This window comes from Ruegeria sp. BG11 (genome assembly GCF_056538565.1).
The window spans coordinates 21296-45324 of record NZ_JBQFTH010000011.1 but is presented as its reverse complement, the minus strand read 5'-3'; the positions used below and the strand labels follow the sequence as shown (position 1 = coordinate 45324).

The window sequence follows — 24029 nt, the reverse complement described above, 5'->3', positions numbered from 1 at the left end:
GATCAGGCTTCACCAAAATCCACAAGAACCGGTGCGGTGTCGTAGATGATCCGCACCGATTGGAATCGGGTTTGATCCTCGGTCAGTTCAAACAGGTCTACGCATTCAATCGTTTCAGGGTGCCCGTTTCGGATGGTGCGGGTGTAGTTGAAATGAACCGCCATCTGCGGTGCGCCGGATGTGTCGGCAAAGGTGTTCTTGTGAAGGGTGGACCGATCGCTCGTGATGTTCATCACGTTGGTATAGAAGTCCCGCGCCGGTTGCTTGCCCGATATCGGAGAGGTTGCCGTCGCGTCCTCGGCAAACAGGTTCAGCATCGCAGGCAGGTCGCCGCTTTCGATGGCTTGTAGGTAAAGCCGCGCCAGTTCATCCATCTGGTCCTTGTTTGACATCGCCAACCCTCCTGCTGGGCGGCACTGTAGCACAAAAAAGGCCCCGGTGGTTTCACCGGGGCCCTAATCATTTGAAAGAGGAACAGATTATTCTGCGTCTTCTTTCTTTTCTTTCTTCTCGGGAACGATCTCTTCGCCGGTTTCCTGATCGACCACTTTCATCGACAGGCGGACCTTGCCGCGATCGTCGAAGCCCAGCAGTTTGACCTTTACTTCCTGACCTTCCTTCAGAACGTCCGACGGATGGTTCAGGCGGCGGTTTTCGATCTGGGACACGTGGACCAGACCGTCGCGCTTGCCAAAGAAGTTCACGAAGGCACCGAAGTCGACGATCTTGACCACTTTACCGGTGTAGATCTGGCCCTCTTCCGGCTCAGCAACGATCGAGTGGATCATCTCATAGGCCTTCTTGATCGATTCACCGTCGGGCGACGCGATCTTGATGACGCCGTCGTCATTGATGTCGACCTTGGCACCCGAAACCTCGACGATCTCGCGGATGACCTTACCGCCCGAACCGATCACTTCACGGATCTTGTCGGTGGGGATGTTCATGGTCTCGATGCGCGGGGCGTGGACCGAGAATTCGTTGGTCTCGGACAGGGCTTTGCCCATCTCACCCAGAATGTGCATCCGGCCGTCCTTGGCTTGCGCCAGGGCTTTCTCCATGATCTCAGGCGTGATGCCCGCAACCTTGATGTCCATCTGCAGCGAGGTGATGCCGTTTTTGGTGCCAGCCACTTTGAAGTCCATGTCGCCAAGGTGGTCTTCGTCACCCAGAATGTCCGACAGGATGGCATAGTTGCCGTCATCTTCCAGGATCAGACCCATGGCCACACCGGCAACCGGTGCTTTCAGCGGAACGCCCGCATCCATCATCGAAAGCGAACCACCGCAAACCGACGCCATCGAGGACGAGCCGTTGGATTCGGTGATCTCCGACACGATGCGGATCGTGTAGGGGAAGTCGGTCGCTGCAGGCAGAACCGCCTGCAGGGCACGCCATGCCAGCTTGCCGTGGCCGATCTCACGACGGCCCGGACCACCCACGCGGCCAACTTCACCCACCGAGTAGGGAGGGAAGTTGTAGTGCAGCAGGAAGTTCGATTTGAAGTTGCCGTGTAGCGCGTCGATGAACTGTTCGTCGTCACCGGTGCCCAGCGTGGTCACGGCCAATGCCTGAGTCTCACCACGGGTGAAAAGGGCAGAACCGTGTGTACGCGGCAGCATCGAGGTTTCTGCGACGATCGAACGGATATCGGTGGTCGAACGACCGTCGATACGCTTGCCGCCTTTGACGACGTCACCGCGCAGAATGCCTGCTTCCAGCTTCTTCATTGCGGAACCGAGGTTGCCGTCTTCCAGCTGTTCCTCGGTCAGCGCTTCTTTGATCGCTTCACGGGCCGCGGCAACAGCGGCGGTGCGCTCTTGCTTGTCGGTGATCGCGAACGCGGCGCGCATCTGCTCTTCACCGGCAGCCGAAACAGCGGCGGACAGCTCCGAGTAATCGGGGGCGACGAATTCGAACGGCTCTTTCGCGGCTTCTTCGGCCAGCGAGATGATCAGGTCGATCACGGGCTGAATTTGCTCATGCGCGAAGTTTACCGCGCCCAGCATTTCCGCCTCGGACAGTTCGTAAGCTTCCGATTCCACCATCATCACGGCGTCTTTGGTACCGGCAACAACCAGGTCCAGACGCTGTTCAGGGTTCAGGCGCAGGTCCTGCATGTCGTCGACGGTCGGGTTCAGAACGTATTCGCCATCCTCGAAACCAACGCGGGCACCGGCGATCGGACCCATGAACGGCGCGCCGGAAATGGTCAGAGCAGCGGATGCCGCGATCATCGCAACGATGTCGGGGTCGTTGACCAGATCGTGGGACAGCACGGTGCACATCACCAGAACTTCGTTTTTGAAGCCGTCAACAAACAGCGGGCGGATCGGACGGTCGATCAGACGCGCGGTCAGCGTCTCTTTCTCGGTCGGGCGTGCTTCGCGCTTGAAGAAGCCACCCGGAACCTTACCGGCGGCATAGTATTTTTCTTGATAGTGTACGGTCAGCGGGAAAAAATCCTGACCGGGCTTTTGAGCACGGGCAAAGGTCACGTTTGCCATCACGCTGGTTTCGCCCAGCGTGGCAATCACGCTGCCGTCGGCCTGACGGGCAACCTTGCCGGTTTCCAGTGTCAGCGTCTCTTCGCCCCACTGAATCGATTTCTTTGTTACATCAAACATATGCGTATCCTAGAACGGAGCACTCCCGCCCCTGCGGGTCTCCGGTTTGCATGGCGGCCCCATTGCCGCCGACCCCACTTTATCTTCCATTCGAGTGCCGGGGTCAGGGCACAACGTCTCAGATACCCGCGCGCATACATGAGAATGCGTTGAAAGGAAAGGGGAACCGCTACGATTGGCAGAATCGCTCAGACTGGTATTTGAGCACCCTGCGCAGCGCCATTTTTGAAGCTGCGAAACGTCAGTTCCCAAGGGGCGTAAGATTCAAAAAAATGAATGAGTTTTGAAAAAACTGTATGCAGTGTAGACTGTTACCACTGAACCCACGGTCGAAGAGACGGGAATACGCCAAGGGGGTAACATACTCATAACCGTCAGCCGGCCGACTACCTTGGCGTTTGCAGCTTGCGAGCAAAGGGGCAAAGTATGGCTCAAACCAAGAAAATGCTGGATCCGGATCCGCGGATCTACGATTTCGAAACCGAGTATGAATTGGGTCAGGACAACGTCCGGCCATTCGGTTTGGATATCCACAACCCGGTCTTCCTGATCTCTAGTATTTTGATCTTTGCGTTCGTTTTGATCGCATTGGCCAACCAAGAGGCCGCGGCCGCCTTTTTTGGCTGGCTCAGACCATGGCTCACCAGCACGTTTGACTGGTTCCTCGTCCTGTCAGTTAACGCCATCACCCTGTTCTGTCTGGTTCTGATCGTTCTGCCAGTCGGCAAAGTCAGGATCGGCGGTAAGGACGCCAAGCCTGACTATTCCTATGCCGGATGGATCGCGATGATGTTCGCCGCCGGTATTGGTATCGGTCTGCTGTTTTTCGGCGTCATGGAGCCGGTTTATTACAACTTTGCCGAAGGTGGGAACGCCCGGCCCCTGGGTATCGACATCGCAGTGCCCGGCAATGAGTATATTGGTATTGTCGGCACGATCCACCATTGGGGCCTTGAAGGCTGGGCGGTATATGCCGCCGTTGGTCTAAGTCTTGCGATCTTTGCCTATAACCTTGACCTACCTCTGACTTTGCGCTCGGCTTTCTATCCGCTTCTGGGTGAGCGTGTTTGGGGCTGGTGGGGTCACCTGATCGACACGCTGGCGGTGTTTGCAACGCTGTTCGGTCTGACGACCTCTCTGGGTCTTGGGGCGCAGCAAGTTGCTGCTGGGTTGTACGAGGTCTTTGGCATCGAGCCCAGCCCAACCGTCACCGTCCTGCTGATCATCGGTATCACGCTGATCGCGCTGGGCTCGGTCCTGCTGGGTATGGATGCGGGCGTGAAACGGCTGAGTGAGATCAACATGATCATGGCCGTTGGTCTGTTCCTTTTCGTAATCATTGTCACCGGTGTGGGTACGGCCATTTCGCGGTATTTCAACGTGATGGTGGATTACGTGACCCATCTGCCGGCACTGTCCAATCCATTCGGGCGAGAAGACACCAGTTACTTCCATGGCTGGACGACCTTCTACTGGGCCTGGTGGATCGCATGGTCACCCTTTGTGGGCATGTTCATCGCCCGCATTTCCAAGGGCCGCACGGTGCGTGAGTTCATCCTCTGCGCGCTACTGGCCCCCACTGCGGTCTGCGCACTGTGGATGTCGACCTTCGGCGGCGCCGCGATCGACATGCTGAACGCAGGCGGAGCCGAAGGCGTGCGTGCGACTGTGATCGACAGCTATGCCCCCGAGGGTGCCCTGTTCGGTTTCCTAAAGGAACTGCCGCTCTATGGCATCATCGCGCCGATCGCCCTGATATTGATCGTCGTGTTCTTTGTGACCTCATCGGATTCAGGTTCGTTGGTGATTGATACCATTACCGCCGGAGGCAAGATGGATGCTCCGGTTATTCAACGGGTGTTCTGGTGCACGCTTGAGGGTCTGGTGGCAATCGCCCTGCTTTTGGGCGGCGGTCTTGCGGCTCTGCAAGGCGCGGCAGTGTCGACGGGCATCCCGTTCACACTGGTGGTTCTGATGATGTGCTACTGCCTATGGCTGGCGCTTAAATCGGAAAAAGCCAAGATGTAGCAGCGCAAGTTGCACGCAGGGCCTTCTAGTTCTTGCTACATGGCAACACCAAAAAAAACGCCCGCTGTTTCGGCGGGCGTTTTGATATCAGCTTGATCAGCTCTGATCTTAGCGGCGGATGCCCAGCTTTTTGATCAGGTCCTGGTAGCGCGCTTCTTCCTTGCCCTTCAGGTAGTCCAGCAGCTTACGGCGCTGGGCGACCATTTTCAGCAGACCGCGACGACCGTGGTTGTCTTTCTTGTGGGTCTTGAAGTGCTCGGTCAGGGTGGTGATGCGCGTGGTCAGGATGGCAACCTGGACTTCAGGCGAACCGGTGTCGCCCTCTTTGGTGCCGAATTCTTTCATGACGCGTGCTTTTTCAGCGGCAGTAATCGACATCGGGGTCTCCTTCAAAGGTTAGAGTTAATGGCGCAGGCCGGGATGTCGTCCAGCACAGGCCCATGGAGAAAACCGCACCGATTCCGATGCGGATGGGCGCGTATAGGCGCTTTTGGCGTGAATGGCAAAGGGATTCTGACGGCTCAGCCAGCAGGCAGGTATTCCGCCAACTCGGCTTGGGTCATCAACTGGATATCGTCCACCGTCAACCCGTCGGCCCCGAACAGATGCGCGACCTCGTGGCCGTTGAGGCTGACGCGGGTCAGGTTCTCATTCTCGGGGTCCTGCTCGATTTCGATCTCAGGGGTGTCCTGATCTTCCCAAGTGATCAGAAAGCGGTCCTCACCGGGTTGAAAGCCCATCACGGTGATTTCGGAATTCTCCGTGTCGGCGATGATGTCATCCGCGCCTGCGCCTCCGGTCGCGACGTCGCCGTCTTTGGCCAGTATCGTGTCCTCGCCGGCGCCGCCATTCAGATAGTCCGTCTCGCCGTTATCCTCATCACCCAGTAGCAGGTCGTCGCCATCGCCGCCGAACAACACGTCCTCACCTGCGCCGCCGGTCAGAGTGTCATCACCATAGCCACCATGCAGGGCATCATTGCCTTCGCCGCCGTCAAGATCATCGTCTCCCTGACCGCCATACAGCGCGTCGTTGCCTTCTCCACCCTGCAAATGGTCCTCGCCGAAATGACCATATAGCCTGTCATCGCCCTCATTCCCGAACAGGCTGTCCTGACCTTCGGCACCGTGAATCACATCATCTCCATAGCCGCCCATGATGTGGTCATCACCGCCATAGCCGTTGATCTGGTCCGTGCCGTCCTGCCCGGTAACGACATCGGCGTTTTCGCTGCCGGCGATCACCAGATCGCCGTCATGTTCCGAGATCACCGTACCGCTGTTGGTGGTTTCGTCGCTGTCTTGCGGGGGCTCGAAACTCTCGCCTACTTCAAGGAACTAACCTTCGCTGATTTCCGTCTGGCTTTCGTCCTCCGCACCCTCGTCCTGCTCATCTTCGTCTTCGATGAATACATCCCCAATGGCGTACGCCGCGCCGCCAACGGCGGCCAATCCGATCAAACCGGCCAGAAACATAACGAACCCTCCGAAAGAAATGAGACGCCTTGGCGGCACTGTCCCATTCGAACGGTTCATCGGTCAAAGCATAGCTGGCCGAGTGGTTAACCCTTTGTCACCAGGGTTCGGGTTGCTGGGTATAGGCGATGTAAAGCGGATGTTTGGGGTGCCCGGCTTTGGACAGGCCCAGGTGAAACAGAGGCTGCCCGGTGCCGCGCAGCAGCGCCTCAACCGCCGGGCCGCGGTTCAGATGCGCGCCGTGGGTGCCCCAGGCGGCAATGACCTGATCGGCCCATTGGACGCCCTCCAGAATGGCCGCGTCGTTTGCCGGACCGACCGGATCAGCGGCGGCGCGCATCTTGCGCGGATCGGTGTCGCGCCAGGCAAAGATGTTGGTGACCTGAAACGCCCCGAACCCCAGCGCCCGTGCGCGGCGTTCGCAACGCTCGACCGTCGGGTCGTTCTGCACCTCGGTCGCGGTTGACGGGTTCAACATCACAAACAGCGCCTTATGCCCTGCCGGATCCCAAACACGGGTCAGGCTATAGCGGTACTTCTCGCAATTCGAGTAGACGGCGGTCGAGGGCGCATCGCCCTTGGTATGCGTTCGGGTAATCATGCCCTTCGCCTAACACGGAGTTCAGGTGACGAACACCCGGCTTGGGTGCAGCTCGCCGGATTTGTAGATGCCCACCGCCACGGCCTTGCCGTCGAGCGAGGCCCATGCCTCATCGCCATATTCTACGTCCGTAGCCAGAACCATGCCCGGATTGCCGTTGCGCAGACGGGTGGCACCTTCGGGTGTGCATTTCAGCTCGGGCAGGTCGGAGAGGCCGGTTTCCAGCGGATGCAGGTAGTCGTCCAGCGCCTCGGTCTTGGCCATCTCGTCGATCTGTTCGATGGACAACCCATCTTCGGCCTCAAAAGGGCCGGACCAGATGCGGCGGAGTTCCTTGACGTGGCCGTGGCAGCCCAAAGCCTCCCCCAGATCACGCGCGATCGAGCGGACATATCCGCCTTTGCCACAGGTCATCTCCAGCACCACATGGTCTTCGTCAGGGCGGTCAACGAGGATCAGTTCTTCGACCCAGAGGGGGCGGGCGGACAGCTCTACCTCTTCGCCGTCGCGGGCCAGCTTATAGGCGCGTTGCCCGTCGATCTTCACGGCCGAGAACTTGGGCGGCACCTGCATGATATCGCCCAGAAATGGGGCCAGCGCCTGTTTGATATCGGCATCCGTAGGGCGCGCATCGCTTTGCGCAATCACTTCGCCCTCGGCATCGTCGGTGTTTGTGGCTTGCCCCAAGCGCACGGTGAAAGTGTAAGCTTTCAAAGCATCGGTGATGTAGGGAACGGTTTTGGTCGCCTCACCAAGTGCAACGGCCAGAACGCCGGTTGCTTCGGGGTCCAGAGTACCCGCATGGCCCGCTTTCTTGGCGTCCATCGCCCAACGCACCTTGTTGACCACCGCGGTCGAGGTCATGCCCGCAGGCTTGTCCACCACCAGCCAACCGGAAATGTCGCGGCCCTTACGTTTGCGTCCCATCTTGCACCTTGCCTTTTGCTAAGGCGCGCGGGGTAGCGGATCGTTTTGCCGCTGTCAAACTCAGGGCGCGTCTTCGACGACGCCTACGATTGGCCCCAGTGAGAACCCGATATCCGACCGATTGCTGGCGCGCTCATACATGCGCGAGATATTTCCATCGAGGAACAGCGCATTCGGCGTTTCCAGCACGTCGCGGAACAGCCTGCCGAATTCATGGAAGGTCACGTAATCCTCGGAGATCGCAAAGACCGTGCGCGTGCCATCGGCACTGGTCCCCACACCATTGCGAATGTAGCGCGAGGTCGAATCGGGCAGGAACCGGGGGTGCAGTTCGCCGTCGATCACCAGCATCGGGCCAGATTGGGTTGCAAATCGGCACTGTGGGGCCTGATCCACGAAAGTGAGCGTTTCGAACACGTCAGCGCGGCCCTCGCGAATGCAGAACACCCCGTTGGGCAGCAATCCGAAATTGCCGGGCCCGGCATTCGGGATCACTCGCATCTTCTCTTGCCCGTTTTCCACATAGTGGCCGACGGGCGAGCGGTCGTCGTGATACATGCCTGCATTCATCGCAAAGGCCAGCCGTTTGCCTTCGGGCGCGAGCGTATCGTTCACCGATGAGAAATGCCCAAGCAAATCGCCTTCGTCATCGTTCAGAAACAGGCGCAGGTCTTCCGAGGCATCGACCTCGCAGACCGTATACCGCTTGTCCTCATGGGTCAGCTTTTCACATGTGACCGCATGGGCCTGCGCGGCCCAGAGAACCGCGCCAAGTGTTGCGAATGCCCGGATCACTCGTCCAGATCGCGGCGCACCGCGTCCTGTTCGAACATGCGGCGGGTGTCGTCCAGACGGTCGAACGTGTCATCCAATCGGAACCGCAGATCGGGCGAGAATTTCAGGTTCAGCTTTTTGCCGATCATGCGCCGCAGTTCGCCTTTGTTGCGAGCGAGCAGGTCGATCACATCCTCTTGGCCCTTGCCGCCCAGCGGCAGCACATAGGCGGTGGCGATCTTGAGATCGGGCGAGGTGCGGACCTCACCCACGGTGATCGACATACGGTTCAGGTCGGGGTCGTGGACATCTCCGCGCGCCAGAACTTCGGACAGGGTGCGGCGGATCAGTTCGCCGACACGTAATTGTCGTTGGGACGGGCCGGGGCCATCGTGGAATTTGTTCTTTGCCATACCGACGATCTAAGCCCTAACCGAGCCTTTGCCAAGCGGGCGCGAACCGGGTAGGAGGCTTTGAGCCGACTTAGCGAAAAGGACCAGCGCAATGACCCATATTCCGGGGATCGTCATCACAGGGGCTTCGGGCCGTATGGGGCAGATGCTGATCAAGACCGTGACTGACAGCGATCAGGCCCGTCTGGTTGGTGTAGTCGAGCGCGCGGGCCATGACTGGATCGGTCAGGACGTGGGCACCGCCATGGGCGGCCCCGCGCTGGGCGTGACTGTGACGGACGACCCGCTTGAGGCGTTCGCGCAGGCGCAGGCCGTGATCGACTTCACCGCGCCCGAAGCGACGCTGGAGTTTGCTGCTTTGGCTGCGCAGGCGCGGTGTGTGCATGTGATCGGCACCACCGGCATGACCGAAGAACAGATCGCGGCGCTCGAGCCTGCCTCGCGCCACGCGGTGATTGTGCGGGCGGGGAATATGAGCCTTGGTGTCAATCTCTTGGTACAACTTACCAAAAAAGTCGCCGCTGCGCTGGATGAGGATTTCGACATCGAGGTGATCGAAGGCCATCACCACCACAAGGTCGATGCGCCCTCGGGCACGGCGCTGATGCTGGGTGAAGCCGCTGCCGAGGGGCGTGGTGTCAAGCTGTCGGATGTGGCCGACCGGGGCCGCGATGGAATCACCGGCGCCCGTAAAAGCGGAGACATAGGCTTCCACGCCATTCGCGGCGGAGACATCGTGGGCGAACATGACGTCCTGTTCGCCGCGCCTGGCGAACGGATCGTTTTGCGCCATCTGGCCACGGACCGCGCCATATTTGCCCGCGGCGCGCTGAAGGCGGCGCTGTGGGGGCAGGGGAAGGTTCCGGGCCAGTACGACATGGTGGACGTATTGGGGCTGTAGACCCCGTCACCGAAAGGCGGTCAGGCCCGGTGGTGCCGGACCGTCCTGTCCGATCTGAGCGAACAGCGCCCCCAACCGTTGGTCCCAGCTTGGGTATTGGCCTGTCAGAGCATAGGTCAGCCTCTCGGCCCCAATGGAAATGCCCAAGGGCGCGGCGTCTCCGGCGACTATGATCTCTCCGATCTCGGTCCAATGCGCCGACGGAGGATATGCGCTGGGCGCCGGGTCATCCGAGTTCGTCAGGCGGTAGTAGACGCCCATGGTCACGATATACGCATCACCGAACGGATCGGGGAAGAAAAAGCCCGAGGCATCGCGCGCCGCCAGGGCCTCGGCCTCATCGCGCAGCAGGACCTTTTCTGCGAAGGGCAGGCCCAGTTCGTCCAGCACCGGGCGCATGCCATCGGCCTGAGGGACGCTGACAAAGGCGATTCGGGCGGGGTCGAGGCCGAAGCCTTCGGTCAGAAGCTGCATCATCAGACGGGTGGTGACCTGCCCGTCTGCCGCCGCAGGGTGGCAGCCGACCTCGTGAAACAGCGGCAGCACATCCGGGCGTGACCTCTCGTCCACATCGGCAACGCGCGCCAGAGGCTGGATGACAAACGCACCGGAGGGCAGAACCGACTGATCGAAATCATGCCGCAGGCCGCCGTTGTATTCATCCCTACCGGAGACAATTGGCAAAGACGGTGCTTCGGTGAACCCAAGCTGGGCGAAGCTGGTTCTGAGTTGGGCAAGCGTTTCGGCCAGAGCCTGTTCGAATACCTCATTCCGGTCCGCCGCCGCAAGCGTCATGCGCGGCAGCAGCGTTCCGACCGTTGCCGCGGTTCCCAACTGGACAACTCTGCGTCTGTTCAAACCCACCTGAGGCCTCCCGTACCTGTTGGATATGGAGCAAGCCTAACACAGATGCTTCGGACAAAGGTTAAGGGATTCTGAAAACGCACTGTCATGACCGCGCGTTTACAGGTCTTTGATCTTGTCCGCGCGCAGCGGGCAGGCGAGATAGACGCCGAATTCCTTGCCGATATCCGCGCTGACGCGGGCGTGAACCGCGCCCTGCCGGTCGAGAAACCGCTGGTTGTCTTCGACCGGGAAAATCCCCTCATGCCAGATGCCGGGGTTGATATAGAGGCCGCGTGAGCCATCGCACCAAAAGGCCACCACCTTTTCCGGTGTCAGATTGTCGCCCGGTAGGGCGACGGGGACAATAAAGGGCTTGTTGTCCAGCGGCCAGAACATCTGTCCACCGTCTGGGTGGTAGTTCATGTGCCACAAAAGGACTTGATCGCGCGGTGCGCTCTGCCGTTCGACCTGTGCCTGCTGAGGATCAGTTGACCAACCCAGAACGTAGTGGCCGCCCACGGCTTCGTTTCGGCCATAGAGGACATCGCCTTTCCACTGCCCATGGAATGTGCCTTCGACCCAGCCGCCTTCATCGCCGGTGCCTTCGTCGATGGGCCGCCAGCCTTGCTGCGGCCAGCGGGTGATCTCGATCTCGAACCCTTCTGGGTCATCGACCAAACAGCCATAGCCTTTGACCGAAGCGTCCGTGGCGCGGATCAGAGGAACATCGTGCCACGGCAGCGAGGGTTTGGTGCTGGCTTCAAAGATATATTCCGGGGCGTTCATGGCGTACCCATATGCTTGTCGACCATACGCTGCACCATCGGGGCGAAATGTGCAAAGTCAGGGGTTTCCATATCCGCGCGCTTTCCGGCCTCATCGAGATATCGCACCTGAATGATCTCTTTAAGGTTCGGGTTGGCCTCGAACGCGGTCACTTCCTCGGAACTCATCGGGCCGCCTTGCAGTTCCAGCGTGTGGACCGAGGCGGCGGACAACCGGTTGAAATACTCGGGCTTTGTGGCGCAAAGATACCGTTTGGCCGCCACATGGTAGCGGCAGCAATCGGTGATGACGGACGGAAAGAACTGCTCAAGTACTTCGGCGCCTGCATCTTCGTGATGGCGGTCCTCGGTGTCATCAGGATGATAGGTTCCGAATTCCGAGGTGAAATGGCCGATGTCATGCAGGAGAGCTCCCACAATGATCTCTTCGGGCATGCCGTTTTGTTCGGCGATGGTGGCCCCTTGCAGCATGTGTTCGGCCATGGTCACGGGCTCGCCCAGATATTCCTCGCCACCACGGCGGTCGAAGACATCGCCGATGAAGGCCACGATGTTGTCGCGGTTCAGGGTCGTGAAATCGGGTTTCATTCCGCCGCCTCCGGTTGCGCCATGTCCATAGCGGCCAGAGTGGACAGCAACCCGTCCTTATCGGCGTAGCAGCCCTGCAGCCACCGCGACCCTGCGCCCGAGTAGCCAAGTCGCGCGTGCAGCACGCGGGTGTTGTCGACGATGAAGCTCTCGCCCGGTTCAAGCTTGAACGACACGCCCATCGCAGGGTCGTCGATGATGTCGCCCAGCTGGCGGTAGGCGGCGTAGTAGGCCTCCATCTTGTCGAAGGGCACATCCACAAAGGGCGCGGAGGAGCGATTGTTGAACCGGATGCCGATGATTTCGCCATCGGGGGACAGCTCGATCATCGGGCGGCGTGAGCGCAGGCAAACCCCGTCCGAGCCCTTGTATTCGAATCGCGCCGGGAAGCCTGCCAACAACGCAAAGCGCTCGGGGTTCTGGTCGCGCAGCTTTTCCGCCGCCCGGAAACCGTCGACGACGATGGAATCACCGCCCTCCGCCGAGTTTTCAAGACAGTAGAGGATTTGTAGCGTCGGCACCGGATCGCGGTAGGGATTGTCGGTATGGGCCTGCAATCCCAACCCGGTATAGGCGAGGTTGGTCGGGTTCACCTCGGTCCGGACCTCGAAATAGGGGCCGTAGTTGGTCTCACGCACATAGCCGAACAGGTCGGCTACTTTCAGCAGCGATTCGGGCTCTGTCGGGCCACCGGTCAGTTTGGCAAAACCGTATTCGGCCACAGCCGCCAGCCAGTTCCGTTTGGCGCTGGGGTCGGCGTGAACCGCGTTCCAGTCGCCGCTTGGGGCTGCGATGCCGCTTTCCCATGTGGTGATGCCGGGGGCGATGCGCCCGAACGGGGCGCTTTGATCGCGATCGTAAACATGATCGGCCAGCCATTCGGCGGGGAAGGTGACGGTTTTACCCTCTGGCTGGAAGGTGACGCTCAGATCGCCGTCGATCACTTCGGCCGCGCTGACTGAGGTGTTTTCGGGGATGTCGCCAATGGTGATCAGGCGCTGCCCGTTGCCTGGTGCGCGGGTGTCCGGGTCAAGTGCGTTGTCGCGCAACCAAATGGCATGAAATCGGGCTGAGGTTCCGTCGGTGAATTCAATAGTCACAACCGAAGGGTCATAGGTGGCGGTGCGCAGCATGAGGTCTCTCCTGTTCAGCGCGGGCGTTGCTTGAAGGGGATACGCTCCTTGTGCCATTATCACAATTAATGCTTATTCCGTCTGAGGGTTGGTTTTTCTAATGGCTAAGGAAAAAATCGGTTTGCCGCCTCTTGACTGGCTGCGGGTGTTCGAGGCGGCTGGTCGACTGGGCGGTTTCTCGGCCGCTGCGCGTGAGTTCGGTTTGACTCAGGCAGCGGTCAGCCAGCGGATCGGCAACCTTGAGGCATGGCTCGGGCGCACGCTTTTCGTGCGTGAGGCGCGGGGCGTGTCGCTGACTATAGAAGGCGAAAGCTATCTGCCGCTGGTGCAAGACAGCCTGCAGGCGCTGGAACGCAACACCGAAGACCTGTTCGGCAAATCCCCCCGAGAGCTACGGGTCGCGGGGCTTTCCTCACACATCCACGCGCTGGTTCTACCAGCCTTGCCTGCCTTTCTGAACATGCGGCCCAAGGTGCGGGTGATGACGGATTCGGTGACGCGCAGAACGTCGCTGGAGGAAGAGCGGACATGGCTGCAAATCCGATACGGTCGCGGTGTCTGGCCGGGGCGCAAGGCCAAACTGATCGCGCCCGAGGTGCTGGCCCCGATGGCTGCGCCGGATGTGTCATGGGGCGCGCCGGTGATTGATCTGCGAGGCGAGCGACCCGGCTGGCAGGACTGGGCGCAGGGCGCGGGGATCAAGGACCTGCCGCAGGGCCGGATCAGCTTTGATTCCGTCGGGCATGCGATGAAGGCGGCGCGGCAGGGATTGGGGGTTGTTCTGGGATCAGTGCCCCTCGCTGCAGAAAGCCTACAGTCGGGGCGTTTGCGCAGGCTCGACCTGCCAGAGCTGAAGACCAAGGACGGCTATTGGCTGACATGGCCTGAGGAGCGGGCCAAATCGAAAAAGCAGCGCGCGTTGTTGGATGATTTCCTGCAAGCGCTGCGGGGATGAGCCATCAGAAGTCGATGGCGATGCCCTTTTTCTCCCAATCGCCATAACGCGCCGGGTCTGGTCCTTCACGTCCGCCCAGCTCTTTCGGCATGTCTTTTGCATCGGCTTCGGCCTTGCGTCGACGCTCGGCGGCCTCGGCCAGAGCGCGCTGGGCTGCGGGTGGTAGATCTTTGGTGTTGTCACTCATGACATCGGGTTCCTTTCCGGTCACGGTCTTGATATACGCCACCGTCCGCCAAAGGCAATGCGGACCACAAGCACATCAAAAGGCGGTTCCATGTCCGACAATGCAACAGCGGCGCGACGCAGCGCGATCTATCTGCTGGATCAGATTTTGGGCGAAGGGCGGCTTTTGTCCGAATGTCTGGCCGCAGGCGCGCTGGACCGTCTGGCCCCGGAAGACCGGGCGCGGGCGCAACGCCTGACGCTGGAAACCCTGCGCGGGCTCGAGCGTGCGGACCGGCTGCTCGACAATCACCTCAACCGTACCCCCGCGCTGACCGTCCACAACGCGTTGCGTCTGGGCGCGGTCGAACTGTGTCACGGCGAGGCCGCGCATGGCGTGGTGAATTCCATGGTCGAGATTGTTGGCCGGTCGCGCAAGCATGGTCGCCTCAAGGGATTGGTGAATGCGGTGCTGCGCAAGGTAGCCGCCGAAGGGCCAGACGCTTGGCCCAAGATGCGCGTGCCGCGTCTGCCGGACTGGCTGCGTGATCCGCTGGTCATGGCCTGGGGGGCAGAGGCCGTTGCTGTTATGGAGCAGGCGCATTTCGCGGCTGCCCCACTGGATCTGACGGTCAAACCGGGGGCGGATGCGCCGGGTCAGGCCCTGCCGACCGGGTCAATGCGGGTGCTGGATGCGGGGCAGGTTTCGGCCTTGTCGGGCTACAACTCGGGCGATTGGTGGGTGCAGGATGCGGCGGCGGCGATGCCGGTGCGTGTGCTGGCCCCACAGGCCGGTGAGAGAATCCTCGACCTTTGCGCCGCACCGGGGGGCAAGACGCTGCAACTGGCCGCTGCTGGCGCCGAGGTGACGGCACTGGATATATCGGAGCAGCGGTTGGAGCGGGTGCGCGAAAACCTCACGCGCACCGGGTTGGAGGCAAGCGTTATCGCGGGCGATGCGCTGGAACATCAGGGTCAGTATGATGCGATCCTGCTGGATGCGCCCTGTTCGGCGACCGGTACGATCCGTCGCCACCCCGATCTGCCCTTTGCCAAGGACGGCTCGGAATTCGGCGGTTTGATCGAGTTGCAGACGCAGATGCTGGCCCATGCCTGGAGCCTGCTCAAGCCGGGCGGGCGGTTGGTCTATTGCACCTGCTCTTTGCTGCCTGATGAGGGCGAGGTGCAGGTCGAAGAGGCGCTGGACATGTACCCGGACATGTCCGTGGATCGCGACGCGTTGAACCTGGATGGGGTCGAGCCGGAGTGGATCACCGAGGAAGGCGGTCTGCGTCTGCGGCCCGATTATTGGCCGGGTCGCGGCGGGATGGATGGATTCTACATCGCCTGCCTAAACAAATCCGCCTGAGCGCATGCTTTTCGATGACTTGACGATCGGCGCGGTCTATCGTTGGGTCTCAAGCGCCAGCAGAGCGCAAGAGGCAGAGTAACGAGCGTCATGTCAGATACGGACACCATGACCAGCCGGTGGATGCGGTTTCAGAACCGTCTCTATGCGCGCCTGAGTCAGCGGCAAAAGGCGGTCACGGGGTTTGTCACGCAGCCCGAACCGCGCACCGTCGGGTCTTTTGCCCGTGGTCGTCAGCTGGTGGCGGGCAATCTGCTGTTCTCCGGATATCTCGTCGAGGCACAGGATACTGGCCTGTGGGAGGTCACGGCCCCCAGTCTGGGTTTTGACGATGAGAGGCACGGCTTTGCCTGGCTGGATGATCTGGCCGCCGTCGGCGATATGCGGGCGCGGGACAAGGCGCAGCGCTGGGTCTGGGGCTGGATTGAGGCGCATGGGCGCGGGCAGGGACCCGGATGGGTGCCGGATCTGACCGGACGGCGCGTCATGCGTTGGATAAACCATGCGTCCTTCTTGCTGCGCGGCGCAGATGAGGCGCAGACTAAACTGTTTTTCCGGTCTCTCGCGCAACAAACATGGTTTCTGTCGAAACGGGCCCATGCCGCAACGCCGGGTTTGCCAAGGTTCGAGGCACTGGCCGGTCTGGTTCAGGCTGGATTGGCCTTGCAGGGGCTGGAGGGGATGGCCGATCCCGCCCTGCGTGCTTTGGCGCGCGAATGCGAACGGCAGGTCGACAAACAGGGCGGCATCCCGACGCGCAACCCCGAAGAACTGCTTGAGGTATTTACGCTGCTCGGCTGGACTTCCGCCGCCCTCAGCGATCTTGGACGCGGCACACCAGTGGCGCAGGCTGCGGCGATCAAGCGGATTGCGCCTACCCTGCGCAGTTTGCGCCATGCGGATGGCGCTCTGGCCCGGTTCCATGGCGGCGGGCGTGGGATCGAAGGCCGGTTGGAACAAGCGCTGGCTCAAAGCGGGGTAAAGCACAAGGCGGCAACCGAATTGCCAATGGGCTTTGCCCGTCTGTCTGCCGCCCGCACGACCGTGATTGTGGATGCCAGCCCTCCGCCCGTCGGCGCGGCCTCGCTGAACGCGCATGCCTCAACCACGGCGTTCGAGCTGACCTCGGGACGGCGTCCACTGATCGTCAATTGTGGCTCCGGGGCCAGTTTTGGTTTGGATTGGCGCCGGGCGGGACGGGCCACGCCGTCTCATTCCACGCTCTGTCTGGATGGATATTCCAGCGCGCGTCTCGCCAAACCTGTAACGGGCAGTGAGCGGCAGGCGCTGGTGGATGCGCCGCAAGACGTTCCCGTGGATTTCGAGGACGCGTTCGAGGGCATCCGCTTCATGGTTGGCAACGATGGCTATACCAAGGTTTTCGGCCTGACCCACGCCCGCACGTTCGAGCTGCGCTTTGACGGGCGTGAGCTGACGGGCGAGGATATCCTGCTGACCACAAGCGACAAATCCAAGCGGCAGTTTGACAAGGCGATGGATGCCTCGGGCCTTGCAGGTGTCGGGTTCGACATCCGGTTCCACCTGCACCCGGATGTGGATGCGGCCGTGGATTTGGGCGGCTCCGCAGTGTCGATGGCACTCAAAAGCGGTGAGATCTGGGTTTTCCGCCATGATGGCGTGGGAAAATTATCCGTCGAGCCAAGCGTTTACCTTGAAAAAGGGCGTTTAAAGCCGCGCGCGACAAAACAGATCGTTCTATCTGGCCGCGCAATGGAGTATGCGACGCGCATCCAGTGGACGTTGAGCAAGGCGCAGGATACAGCCTATGCCGTGCGCGACATGCACCGGGACGAACCCGAATTCGACTGACGCCAAAAGGACCTTTGGACCCATGACCGACCTTCACCTCGTGCGCCGCGCGTTGCTTTCCGTTTCCGACAAGACCGGGCTGATCGAGCTGGGAAAGGCGCTGGCCGAGCGCGGGATCGAATTGCTGTCCACTGGTGGAACCGCCAAGGCCCTGCGTGATGCGGGGCTTGAGGTTCGGGACGTCAGCGAGATCACCGGCTTCCCCGAGATGATGGATGGCCGTGTGAAAACGCTGCACCCGATGGTGCATGGCGGCCTTCTGGCGCTGCGCGACAATGACAGTCACGTCGCGGCCATGGATGAACATGGCATTGGTGCGATCGACCTGCTGGTCGTGAACCTATATCCGTTCGAGGCGACCGTGGCCAAAGGGGCCGACTATGACACCTGCATCGAGAATATTGATATCGGCGGTCCGGCGATGATCCGAGCGGCGTCCAAGAACCACGCTTTTGTGAACGTGGTTGTGGATGTCGAAGACTATTCATCGCTGCTTGACCAGTTGGAAGAGAACTATGGCAAGACGTCCTATGGGTTCCGCCAATGGCTGGCGCAAAAGGCCTATGCCCGCACAGCGGCCTATGACACAGCTGTTTCGAACTGGATGGCTGATGCCCTGCAGCTGGAGGCCCCCAAGCGCCGTGCCTTTGCTGGTGAGCTGAAACAGACCCTGCGCTATGGCGAGAACAGCCACCAGCAGGCGGCGTTTTATACCGATGGCACCAACCGCCCCGGCGTGGCGACCGCCTTTCAGCATCAGGGCAAGGAACTGAGCTACAACAACATCAACGACACCGACGCCGCGTTCGAGCTGGTTGCCGAGTTCAACCCTGCCGACACTGCCGCCTGCGCGATTATCAAACACGCCAACCCCTGCGGTGTCGCGACCGGAGCGAGTTTGCTGGACGCGTATAAATCGGCTTTCGATTGCGACCGGACCTCGGCCTTTGGCGGGATTGTTGCGCTCAACCAGCCTCTGGACGCGGAGACAGCGCAGGAAATCACCGGCATCTTCACCGAGGTCGTCATTGCCCCCGGTGCCTCGGATGAGGCGAAGGAGATCTTTGCCGCCAAGAAGAACCTGCGCCTGTTGACGACCGAGAGTCTGCCGGACGTGACCGCCGGTGGGAAAACCGTGCGTCAGGTGGCCGGTGGTCTTCTGGTCCAAGACAAGGATAACGGCTTTGTCGGCATGGATGACCTGAGAGTGGTCACCAAGAAGGCGCCGACCGACGAACAGATGCGAGACCTACTGTTTGCTTGGAAAGTCGCCAAACACGTCAAATCCAACGCTATCGTCTACGTCAAGGACGGGGCGACCGTCGGGGTTGGCGCAGGCCAGATGAGCCGCGTCGACTCGGCGCTGATTGCGGCAAAGAAAGCCGAGCGTATGGCTGATGTGCTGGGATTGCCGCAGCCGCTGACCATCGGCTCAGCCGTGGCCTCGGATGCGTTCTTCCCCTTCCCAGACGGTCTGATGGAAGCGGCTGAGGCAGGTGCGACCTGCGTGATCCAGCCCGGCGGTTCAATGCGCGACGACGAAGTGATCGCTGCGGCAGACGAGGCCAGTCTGGCCATGGTCTTCACCGGCATGCGCCACTTCCGCCACTGATGCGCAGTCGTCTTCTGCTCTGGGCCGCAATCACGGCATTTCTGATCGACCAGATCAGCAAGTATCTGGTCGTTCACGTGATGCGCGTGGCTGAGGGCAATATCGACGTTCTGTCGCCGCTGCTTGTTTTCAAATACGGCGAGAATCGCGGGATCAATTTTGGCCTTTTCCAAGGCAACTCAGATGCAGCGCGGTGGGTTCTTATTGGCATTTCCGTGGCCGTCTGTATCGCGGTTGCGATCTGGCTGTGGCGGTCGGCCCCAACCAAGGTGATGCTGCTGAGTGGCGGGCTGCTGATCGGCGGAGCGCTGGGCAATGTGGTTGATCGGGTGCTGTATGGCTATGTTCTGGATTTCCTGAACATGTCCTGTTGTGGCATCAACAATCCCTTCGTGTTCAATCTGGCGGATGTGTTCATCTTTGCCGGTGCCATCGGGCTGGTGTTGTTCGACAGTAAAAAGGCCTCGTGACGCGCCCGAAGAGATGCGTTAAAAGCACCTGAAACAGGTTGGAGACTCTGATGCGGTTGTCGCGCGCCCTACTTGCCATGATCCTTGGTGCAGCCGTTGCGGGCTGCAACAACCCCGGCCTGCGCGATCTTGACCCTCCGGGGGAAGGGCCGGATGAGTTCTCCGTGCTGCCGGTTAAACCCTTGACCCAGCCGAAGGACTATGCGTTTCTGCCGGCCCCCACACCGGGCGGCGGCAACCTGACGGATCCGAACCCGAACGCAGATGCCGTGGTGGCCCTTGGGGGCAACGCGTCGGCGCTGAACCCGAATGCGGCGATCCCATCGTCAGATGCCGCGCTTGTAACTGCCTCAAGCCGTTATGGCGTTCCGGCAAACGCGCGCGCCGTGGTCGAGGCTGACGACGAAGCCTTCCGCAAGCGCCGTGGCCGTTGGACCGGTCTGCGCCTGTTCCCGGTCGATCGCTACCAGCAGGTTTACGAACGTCAGTCGATCGATCCCTTTGTCGAAACCGATGCAGCCCGTCGCATTGGGGTAGAGACACCGTCTTCACCTCCGAATGAATAATTCTTTAACTTTCTGTCATCTCCCTTGATCCCGCCGGGCTCCACCGTAGTTTGAAGTCTAGAAACGAAACGGAGGATGCCCCATGGTTCGGGCTTTGGCACTATCTGCCGCCCTGATGGCAGCCACCCCGGTCCTGGCCGAGGACGGGAAAGAGGCGGTCACAACCTTCACTTTGGACAACGGCATGGATGTCGTTGTGGTCGAGGATCACCGCGCGCCAGTTGTGCAGCACATGGTCTGGTATCGCGCCGGATCGGCAGATGAGCCGATCGGGTCGTCCGGCGTGGCGCATTTCCTCGAACATCTGCTGTTCAAGGGCACCGATACTTTGGCTCCAGGCGAGTTCTCGGCCACGGTTGCGGCCAATGGAGGCAATGACAACGCTTTTACCTCCTATGACTACACGGCCTATTTCCAGCGAGTCGCAGCCGACCGGCTGGAGCTGATGATGCAGATGGAATCGGACCGGATGCGCAATATTCGCCTGTCCGAAGACGATATTGCCACCGAACGCGACGTGATTCTGGAAGAGCGGAACCAGCGCACTGACAACAACCCGCGCGCGCTGTTTGGCGAGCAGATGAACGCGGCGCAGTACCTCAACCACCGCTACGGCGTCCCGATTATCGGCTGGCGGCATGAGATGGAGACGCTGGACATGGAGGACGCGCTGTCCTTCTACCAGACCCACTACGCCCCCAATAACGCCATCCTTGTCGTGACTGGAGATGTCGACCCGGACGAGGTGCGCAGCCTTGCGGATCAGTATTACGGCGTGATCCCGGCTAACCCGGACCTGCCGGAACGCATCCGCTCGCAGGAGCCCCCGCAAACGGCGGAACGTCGCCTGACCTATAAAGACCCACGCGTGTCGCAGCCCTATGTGCAGCGCAGCTATCTGGCCCCGGAACGCGATCCGGGTGCGCAGGAGAAAGCGGCAGCCCTGTTTCTGTTGGCTGAGCTTCTTGGGGGTGGCACGACCTCATATCTGAACGAGAAACTGCAATTCGAAGATCAGGTCGTTACCTATGCAGGCGCGTTCTACCGGGGGGTCTCGCTGGATGATACCACCTTTGACCTTTTGGTGGTTCCGGCCGAAGGTGTCTCGCTGCAAGAGGCCGAGGATGCCATGGATCGGGTCGTGGCGGAGTTCATCGCCGAGGGCGTGAACGAAGAAGATCTTGACCGGATCAAGATGCAGCTGCGCGCCTCGCAGACCTACGCCCGCGACAATGTAGACGGCATCGGCAACCGCTATGGTCGAGCCCTGACCAGCGGATTGACGGTTGAGGATGTACAGGCCTGGCCCGACGTCCTGCAGGCCGTGACCGGGGATGAAATCATCGCCGCCGCCCGCGAGGTTCTGCAACTGGAAAGCTCGGTTACCGGCTGGCTGATGAAGGATGATGAGGTGACCCAATGAAACACATCTTTGCAACCCTGATCGCCTTTGTCATCGCGCTGCCCGCATGGGCCGAGATCGAGATTGAGGAGGTCACCTCGCCCGGCGGTATCACTGCATGGCTGGTCGAGGATCATTCGATCCCGTTTGCAGCGCTAGAGCTACGCTTTCGCGGCGGCACCTCGCTTGATGACCCGGGCAAGCGCGGTTCTGTTTACCTGATGAGCGGCCTGATTGAAGAAGGCGCGGGTGATATGGATGCCCGCACCTATGCGCGCGAGCTGGAGTCGCTGGCCGCCTCATTCACCTATAATGCCGGGGACGACTCGGTTTCGATCTCGGCCCGTTTCCTGACCGAAAACCGGGACGAGGTGATTGATCTGCTGCGCACAACCTTGCTTGAGCCGCGCTTTGATGAAGACGCGGTGGAACGTGTGAAGGCGCAGATACTGTCCGGCCTGCGCTCGGACATGACCGATCCGAACGATATAGCTGGTCGCAGCTTTGCCGCTATGGCTTATGGCGACCATCCCTACGGGTCCGAGGGCAAAGGCACGCTTGAAACCGTGGCAGCCCTGACACGCGATGATGTGGTTGCCGCCTATGACAGCGTATTTGCTAAGGATCGCCTCTACGTTGGCGCTGTCGGCGATATCACCGCCGAAGAGCTGGGCGTACTTCTGGATACCTTGCTGCTGGACCTGCCCGAGACTGGCAAACCGATCCCGGAAAGAGCTGAGGTTCAGATCGAAGGTGGCGTAAGCGTGGTCGAATTCGACACGCCGCAATCCGTGGCATTGTTCTCGCAGAAAGGGATCGATCGTGATGATCCTGATTTCTTCGCGGCCTTTGTTATGAATCACATTCTTGGTGGCGGCGGTTTCGAAAGCCGCCTGATGCAAGAGGTGCGTGAAAAGCGCGGCCTGACCTACGGCGTCTATTCCTATCTGGCGCCCAAGGACCTGGCCTCGGTCTATTTGGGTTCAGTTTCGTCCTCCAACGACCGTATCGCTGAAGCCGTCGAGGTGATCCGCGACGAATGGTCCCGAGCAGCGTCCGAGGGTGTAACCCAGAAGGAGTTGGACGACGCCAAAACCTATCTGACAGGCGCCTATCCGCTGCGGTTTGATGGCAATGGGCGGATTGCCGGGATCATGGTCGGGATGCAGATGCAAGGCCTGCCGATCGACTATATCGCGACGCGCAACGACAAGGTGAACGCGGTGACGCTGGATGAGATCAATCGCGTGGCGTCCGAACTGCTGGACCCGGAGGGCTTGCACTTCACCATCGTCGGAAAACCCGAAGGGGTGGACGGCTGACGCCGTCCCCCCACGCTGAGGGCAGGATACCTATTGATAACGAGCGATGCGCCGCTTACCGGATCGGCAACTCTTCGCCTTAACTTACCGTTAACGCGTCTTGGCCATACTTTAGCCAGAAATGTCGAGAATTCTGTGATAATCGGAATATGAGATGAGATTCACTTGGTCCTCATCTCTTGTCACAGCTTGGGATGGATAGTGACGCTATGGTTGTTGCGATTAAGGGATTGGGCACAGTTGCAGGGTTGCTGACCTTTGCGGCAGCTTTGATTCTTGGCCAATCCCTGCTCAGCGCCTTTGCACTTTACGTGGTGGCCGGCGTCCTGACCTCGCTGCTGGTCGCCGCAGGGATCTATTTCAGAAGCTCTTGAGCTAGCTGTAGCCGAAACAAAGCCCTACGGCTGAACTTTCAGCCTTCAAGCTTTAGCCCTTTTTCGCCGCCCGCAGCATCTGACCCATCATCTGGCCAAACTTGCCCGAGCCGCGCTGATACAAGGCTCCATCAACCGCCATGACCGTGCCGCTGATATAACTGGCCATATCAGAGCTGAGGAACAGACAGGCATTGGCCACGTCCTGCGGTTGGCCCCAACGGCCCAATGGCACGTCCTTGCGCAGCGCTTCGCCCGCATCGGGGGTTGGCGCAAGGCGTTTGGCCCCTTCGGTGCCCTCAATGAAACCAGGCACGACCGAGTTCACACGGATGCCTTCGACGCCCCATTCCATGGACAAGGTTCGGGTGATCTGATCAACGCCCGCCTTTGCCGCGCAGACATGAGCCTGCCCTTCGTACGGCAGATAGGATTGCGGGGCCGAGATGTTGATGATGCTGCCACCAGGCCGTTTGAGGTAAGGGTAGGCCCCTTTCAGAACATGAACGGTGCCCATCAGATCGATGTCGACTACGGTCTTGAACGCATTGACCGACATCTCGGACATCAGCGCCGGGAAATTCCCCGCCGCACCTGACACCAGCACGTCGAAATCGCCAAACGCGTCATGGAACTGTTTCAAGCCCGCCGCCACGGCGTTTGGATCGCGCACGTCAAACGCCGCACCGATGGCCTCTGCCGCGCCTGCAGCTTTCAGCGCAGCGACGGTGTCATCCACTTTCTCCTGTGAACGGCTGGCAACGGCAAGTTTGGCGCCCGAGGCCGCAAAAGCCTCGGCAATCCCCCGGTTAATACCGCTGGTGCCGCCAATGACGATGACGGTTTTGTTTGCAAAGTCCATGTGG

Annotated in this window: 26 protein-coding genes; 11 read left to right on the top strand and 15 right to left on the bottom strand. The window is 60.4% G+C overall.

The window, feature by feature from the left end; translation table 11 throughout:
- Positions 1-2 precede the first annotated feature (2 nt).
- Both ACR0JF_RS17500 and pnp read right to left on the bottom strand, forming a co-directional pair.
- On the bottom strand, positions 3-392 hold the full coding sequence (locus ACR0JF_RS17500; protein WP_170473105.1) for a nuclear transport factor 2 family protein: 390 nt from the start codon (positions 390-392) through the stop codon (positions 3-5).
- A gap of 87 nt (positions 393-479) precedes the next feature.
- Entirely contained in the window at positions 480-2627 is a 2148-nt protein-coding gene (pnp, locus tag ACR0JF_RS17495; protein WP_170661940.1) for a polyribonucleotide nucleotidyltransferase, read from the bottom strand.
- 426 nt (positions 2628-3053) lie between these two features.
- Here pnp and ACR0JF_RS17490 point away from each other — a divergent pair, with 426 nt between their 5' ends.
- A complete protein-coding gene (locus ACR0JF_RS17490; RefSeq protein WP_170555456.1) occupies positions 3054-4655 on the top strand; it encodes a BCCT family transporter in 1602 nt (533 codons plus the stop codon).
- 108 nt (positions 4656-4763) lie between these two features.
- On the opposite strand, the gene rpsO is transcribed toward ACR0JF_RS17490, so the two are convergent.
- The 7 genes from rpsO to rbfA form a co-directional block, all read right to left on the bottom strand.
- Positions 4764-5033: a 30S ribosomal protein S15 gene (gene rpsO, locus ACR0JF_RS17485; RefSeq protein WP_170661942.1), complete on the bottom strand. Its 270-nt coding sequence runs from the start codon at positions 5031-5033 to the stop codon at positions 4764-4766.
- 143 nt (positions 5034-5176) lie between these two features.
- Entirely contained in the window at positions 5177-5926 is a 750-nt protein-coding gene (locus ACR0JF_RS17480; RefSeq protein WP_480669589.1) for a calcium-binding protein, read from the bottom strand.
- 66 nt (positions 5927-5992) lie between these two features.
- On the bottom strand, positions 5993-6130 hold the full coding sequence (locus ACR0JF_RS17475) for a hypothetical protein (protein WP_480669588.1): 138 nt from the start codon (positions 6128-6130) through the stop codon (positions 5993-5995).
- 97 nt (positions 6131-6227) lie between these two features.
- Positions 6228-6731, bottom strand: coding sequence for a DUF1643 domain-containing protein (locus ACR0JF_RS17470; protein WP_170661944.1), 504 nt, complete (start codon positions 6729-6731; stop codon positions 6228-6230).
- A gap of 21 nt (positions 6732-6752) precedes the next feature.
- Positions 6753-7658, bottom strand: coding sequence for a tRNA pseudouridine(55) synthase TruB (gene truB / locus ACR0JF_RS17465; RefSeq protein WP_170661946.1), 906 nt, complete (start codon positions 7656-7658; stop codon positions 6753-6755).
- A gap of 60 nt (positions 7659-7718) precedes the next feature.
- Positions 7719-8453, bottom strand: a complete 735-nt coding sequence (locus tag ACR0JF_RS17460; RefSeq protein ID WP_170661948.1) for a phosphodiester glycosidase family protein — start codon at positions 8451-8453, stop codon at positions 7719-7721.
- Complete coding sequence (gene rbfA, locus ACR0JF_RS17455; RefSeq protein ID WP_170379347.1) at positions 8450-8845, bottom strand: 30S ribosome-binding factor RbfA; 396 nt, start codon at positions 8843-8845, stop codon at positions 8450-8452. The genes ACR0JF_RS17460 and rbfA overlap by 4 nt, the downstream gene beginning before the upstream one ends.
- Positions 8846-8936: 91 nt before the next feature.
- Here rbfA and dapB point away from each other — a divergent pair, with 91 nt between their 5' ends.
- Positions 8937-9746 (top strand): 4-hydroxy-tetrahydrodipicolinate reductase, encoded by an 810-nt coding sequence (dapB, locus tag ACR0JF_RS17450; protein ID WP_170661950.1) that lies wholly within the window; start codon positions 8937-8939, stop codon positions 9744-9746.
- Positions 9747-9752: 6 nt separating this feature from the next.
- On the opposite strand, the gene ACR0JF_RS17445 is transcribed toward dapB, so the two are convergent.
- The 4 genes from ACR0JF_RS17445 to tmpA form a co-directional block, all read right to left on the bottom strand.
- Positions 9753-10610 (bottom strand): hypothetical protein, encoded by an 858-nt coding sequence (locus ACR0JF_RS17445; RefSeq protein ID WP_170661952.1) that lies wholly within the window; start codon positions 10608-10610, stop codon positions 9753-9755.
- A 99-nt stretch (positions 10611-10709) separates the two neighbouring features.
- Positions 10710-11378, bottom strand: coding sequence for an ureidoglycolate lyase (locus tag ACR0JF_RS17440; RefSeq protein WP_170661954.1), 669 nt, complete (start codon positions 11376-11378; stop codon positions 10710-10712).
- Positions 11375-11965 carry a (R)-1-hydroxy-2-trimethylaminoethylphosphonate oxygenase gene (tmpB, locus tag ACR0JF_RS17435; protein WP_170555472.1) on the bottom strand — a complete coding sequence of 197 codons (591 nt, stop codon included), beginning with the start codon at positions 11963-11965 and terminating at the stop codon, positions 11375-11377. The genes ACR0JF_RS17440 and tmpB overlap by 4 nt, the downstream gene beginning before the upstream one ends.
- A complete protein-coding gene (gene tmpA / locus ACR0JF_RS17430; RefSeq protein WP_170661956.1) occupies positions 11962-13098 on the bottom strand; it encodes a 2-trimethylaminoethylphosphonate dioxygenase in 1137 nt (378 codons plus the stop codon). The genes tmpB and tmpA overlap by 4 nt, the downstream gene beginning before the upstream one ends.
- A gap of 100 nt (positions 13099-13198) precedes the next feature.
- Here tmpA and ACR0JF_RS17425 point away from each other — a divergent pair, with 100 nt between their 5' ends.
- Positions 13199-14053: a LysR family transcriptional regulator gene (locus tag ACR0JF_RS17425; RefSeq protein ID WP_170661958.1), complete on the top strand. Its 855-nt coding sequence runs from the start codon at positions 13199-13201 to the stop codon at positions 14051-14053.
- Positions 14054-14057: 4 nt separating this feature from the next.
- Here the strand turns inward: ACR0JF_RS17425 and ACR0JF_RS17420 are convergent, their stop codons facing one another.
- A complete protein-coding gene (locus ACR0JF_RS17420) occupies positions 14058-14240 on the bottom strand; it encodes a DUF1674 domain-containing protein (protein WP_170661960.1) in 183 nt (60 codons plus the stop codon).
- 90 nt (positions 14241-14330) lie between these two features.
- On the opposite strand from ACR0JF_RS17420, the gene ACR0JF_RS17415 reads away from it, so the two are divergent.
- From ACR0JF_RS17415 to ACR0JF_RS17380, 8 genes are all read left to right on the top strand, one after another.
- On the top strand, positions 14331-15587 hold the full coding sequence (locus tag ACR0JF_RS17415; RefSeq protein ID WP_170661962.1) for a transcription antitermination factor NusB: 1257 nt from the start codon (positions 14331-14333) through the stop codon (positions 15585-15587).
- A 90-nt stretch (positions 15588-15677) separates the two neighbouring features.
- Positions 15678-17417: a heparinase II/III domain-containing protein gene (locus tag ACR0JF_RS17410; RefSeq protein ID WP_170473141.1), complete on the top strand. Its 1740-nt coding sequence runs from the start codon at positions 15678-15680 to the stop codon at positions 17415-17417.
- A gap of 22 nt (positions 17418-17439) precedes the next feature.
- Positions 17440-19029 (top strand): bifunctional phosphoribosylaminoimidazolecarboxamide formyltransferase/IMP cyclohydrolase, encoded by a 1590-nt coding sequence (purH, locus tag ACR0JF_RS17405; protein ID WP_170661964.1) that lies wholly within the window; start codon positions 17440-17442, stop codon positions 19027-19029.
- Positions 19029-19499, top strand: coding sequence for a signal peptidase II (gene lspA / locus ACR0JF_RS17400; protein WP_170661966.1), 471 nt, complete (start codon positions 19029-19031; stop codon positions 19497-19499). Before purH ends, lspA begins: the two co-directional genes overlap by 1 nt.
- 50 nt (positions 19500-19549) lie before the next feature.
- Positions 19550-20065 carry a DUF3035 domain-containing protein gene (locus tag ACR0JF_RS17395; RefSeq protein ID WP_170555488.1) on the top strand — a complete coding sequence of 172 codons (516 nt, stop codon included), beginning with the start codon at positions 19550-19552 and terminating at the stop codon, positions 20063-20065.
- An 82-nt stretch (positions 20066-20147) separates the two neighbouring features.
- Positions 20148-21488 carry a M16 family metallopeptidase gene (locus tag ACR0JF_RS17390; RefSeq protein ID WP_170482159.1) on the top strand — a complete coding sequence of 447 codons (1341 nt, stop codon included), beginning with the start codon at positions 20148-20150 and terminating at the stop codon, positions 21486-21488.
- A complete protein-coding gene (locus tag ACR0JF_RS17385; RefSeq protein WP_170661968.1) occupies positions 21485-22789 on the top strand; it encodes a M16 family metallopeptidase in 1305 nt (434 codons plus the stop codon). The genes ACR0JF_RS17390 and ACR0JF_RS17385 overlap by 4 nt, the downstream gene beginning before the upstream one ends.
- Positions 22790-22998: 209 nt before the next feature.
- Positions 22999-23163 (top strand): hypothetical protein, encoded by a 165-nt coding sequence (locus ACR0JF_RS17380; RefSeq protein WP_480669587.1) that lies wholly within the window; start codon positions 22999-23001, stop codon positions 23161-23163.
- Between the two features lie 52 nt (positions 23164-23215).
- Here ACR0JF_RS17380 and ACR0JF_RS17375 read toward each other — a convergent pair whose 3' ends face one another.
- A complete protein-coding gene (locus tag ACR0JF_RS17375) occupies positions 23216-24025 on the bottom strand; it encodes an SDR family oxidoreductase (protein ID WP_170661972.1) in 810 nt (269 codons plus the stop codon).
- Positions 24026-24029 lie beyond the last annotated feature (4 nt).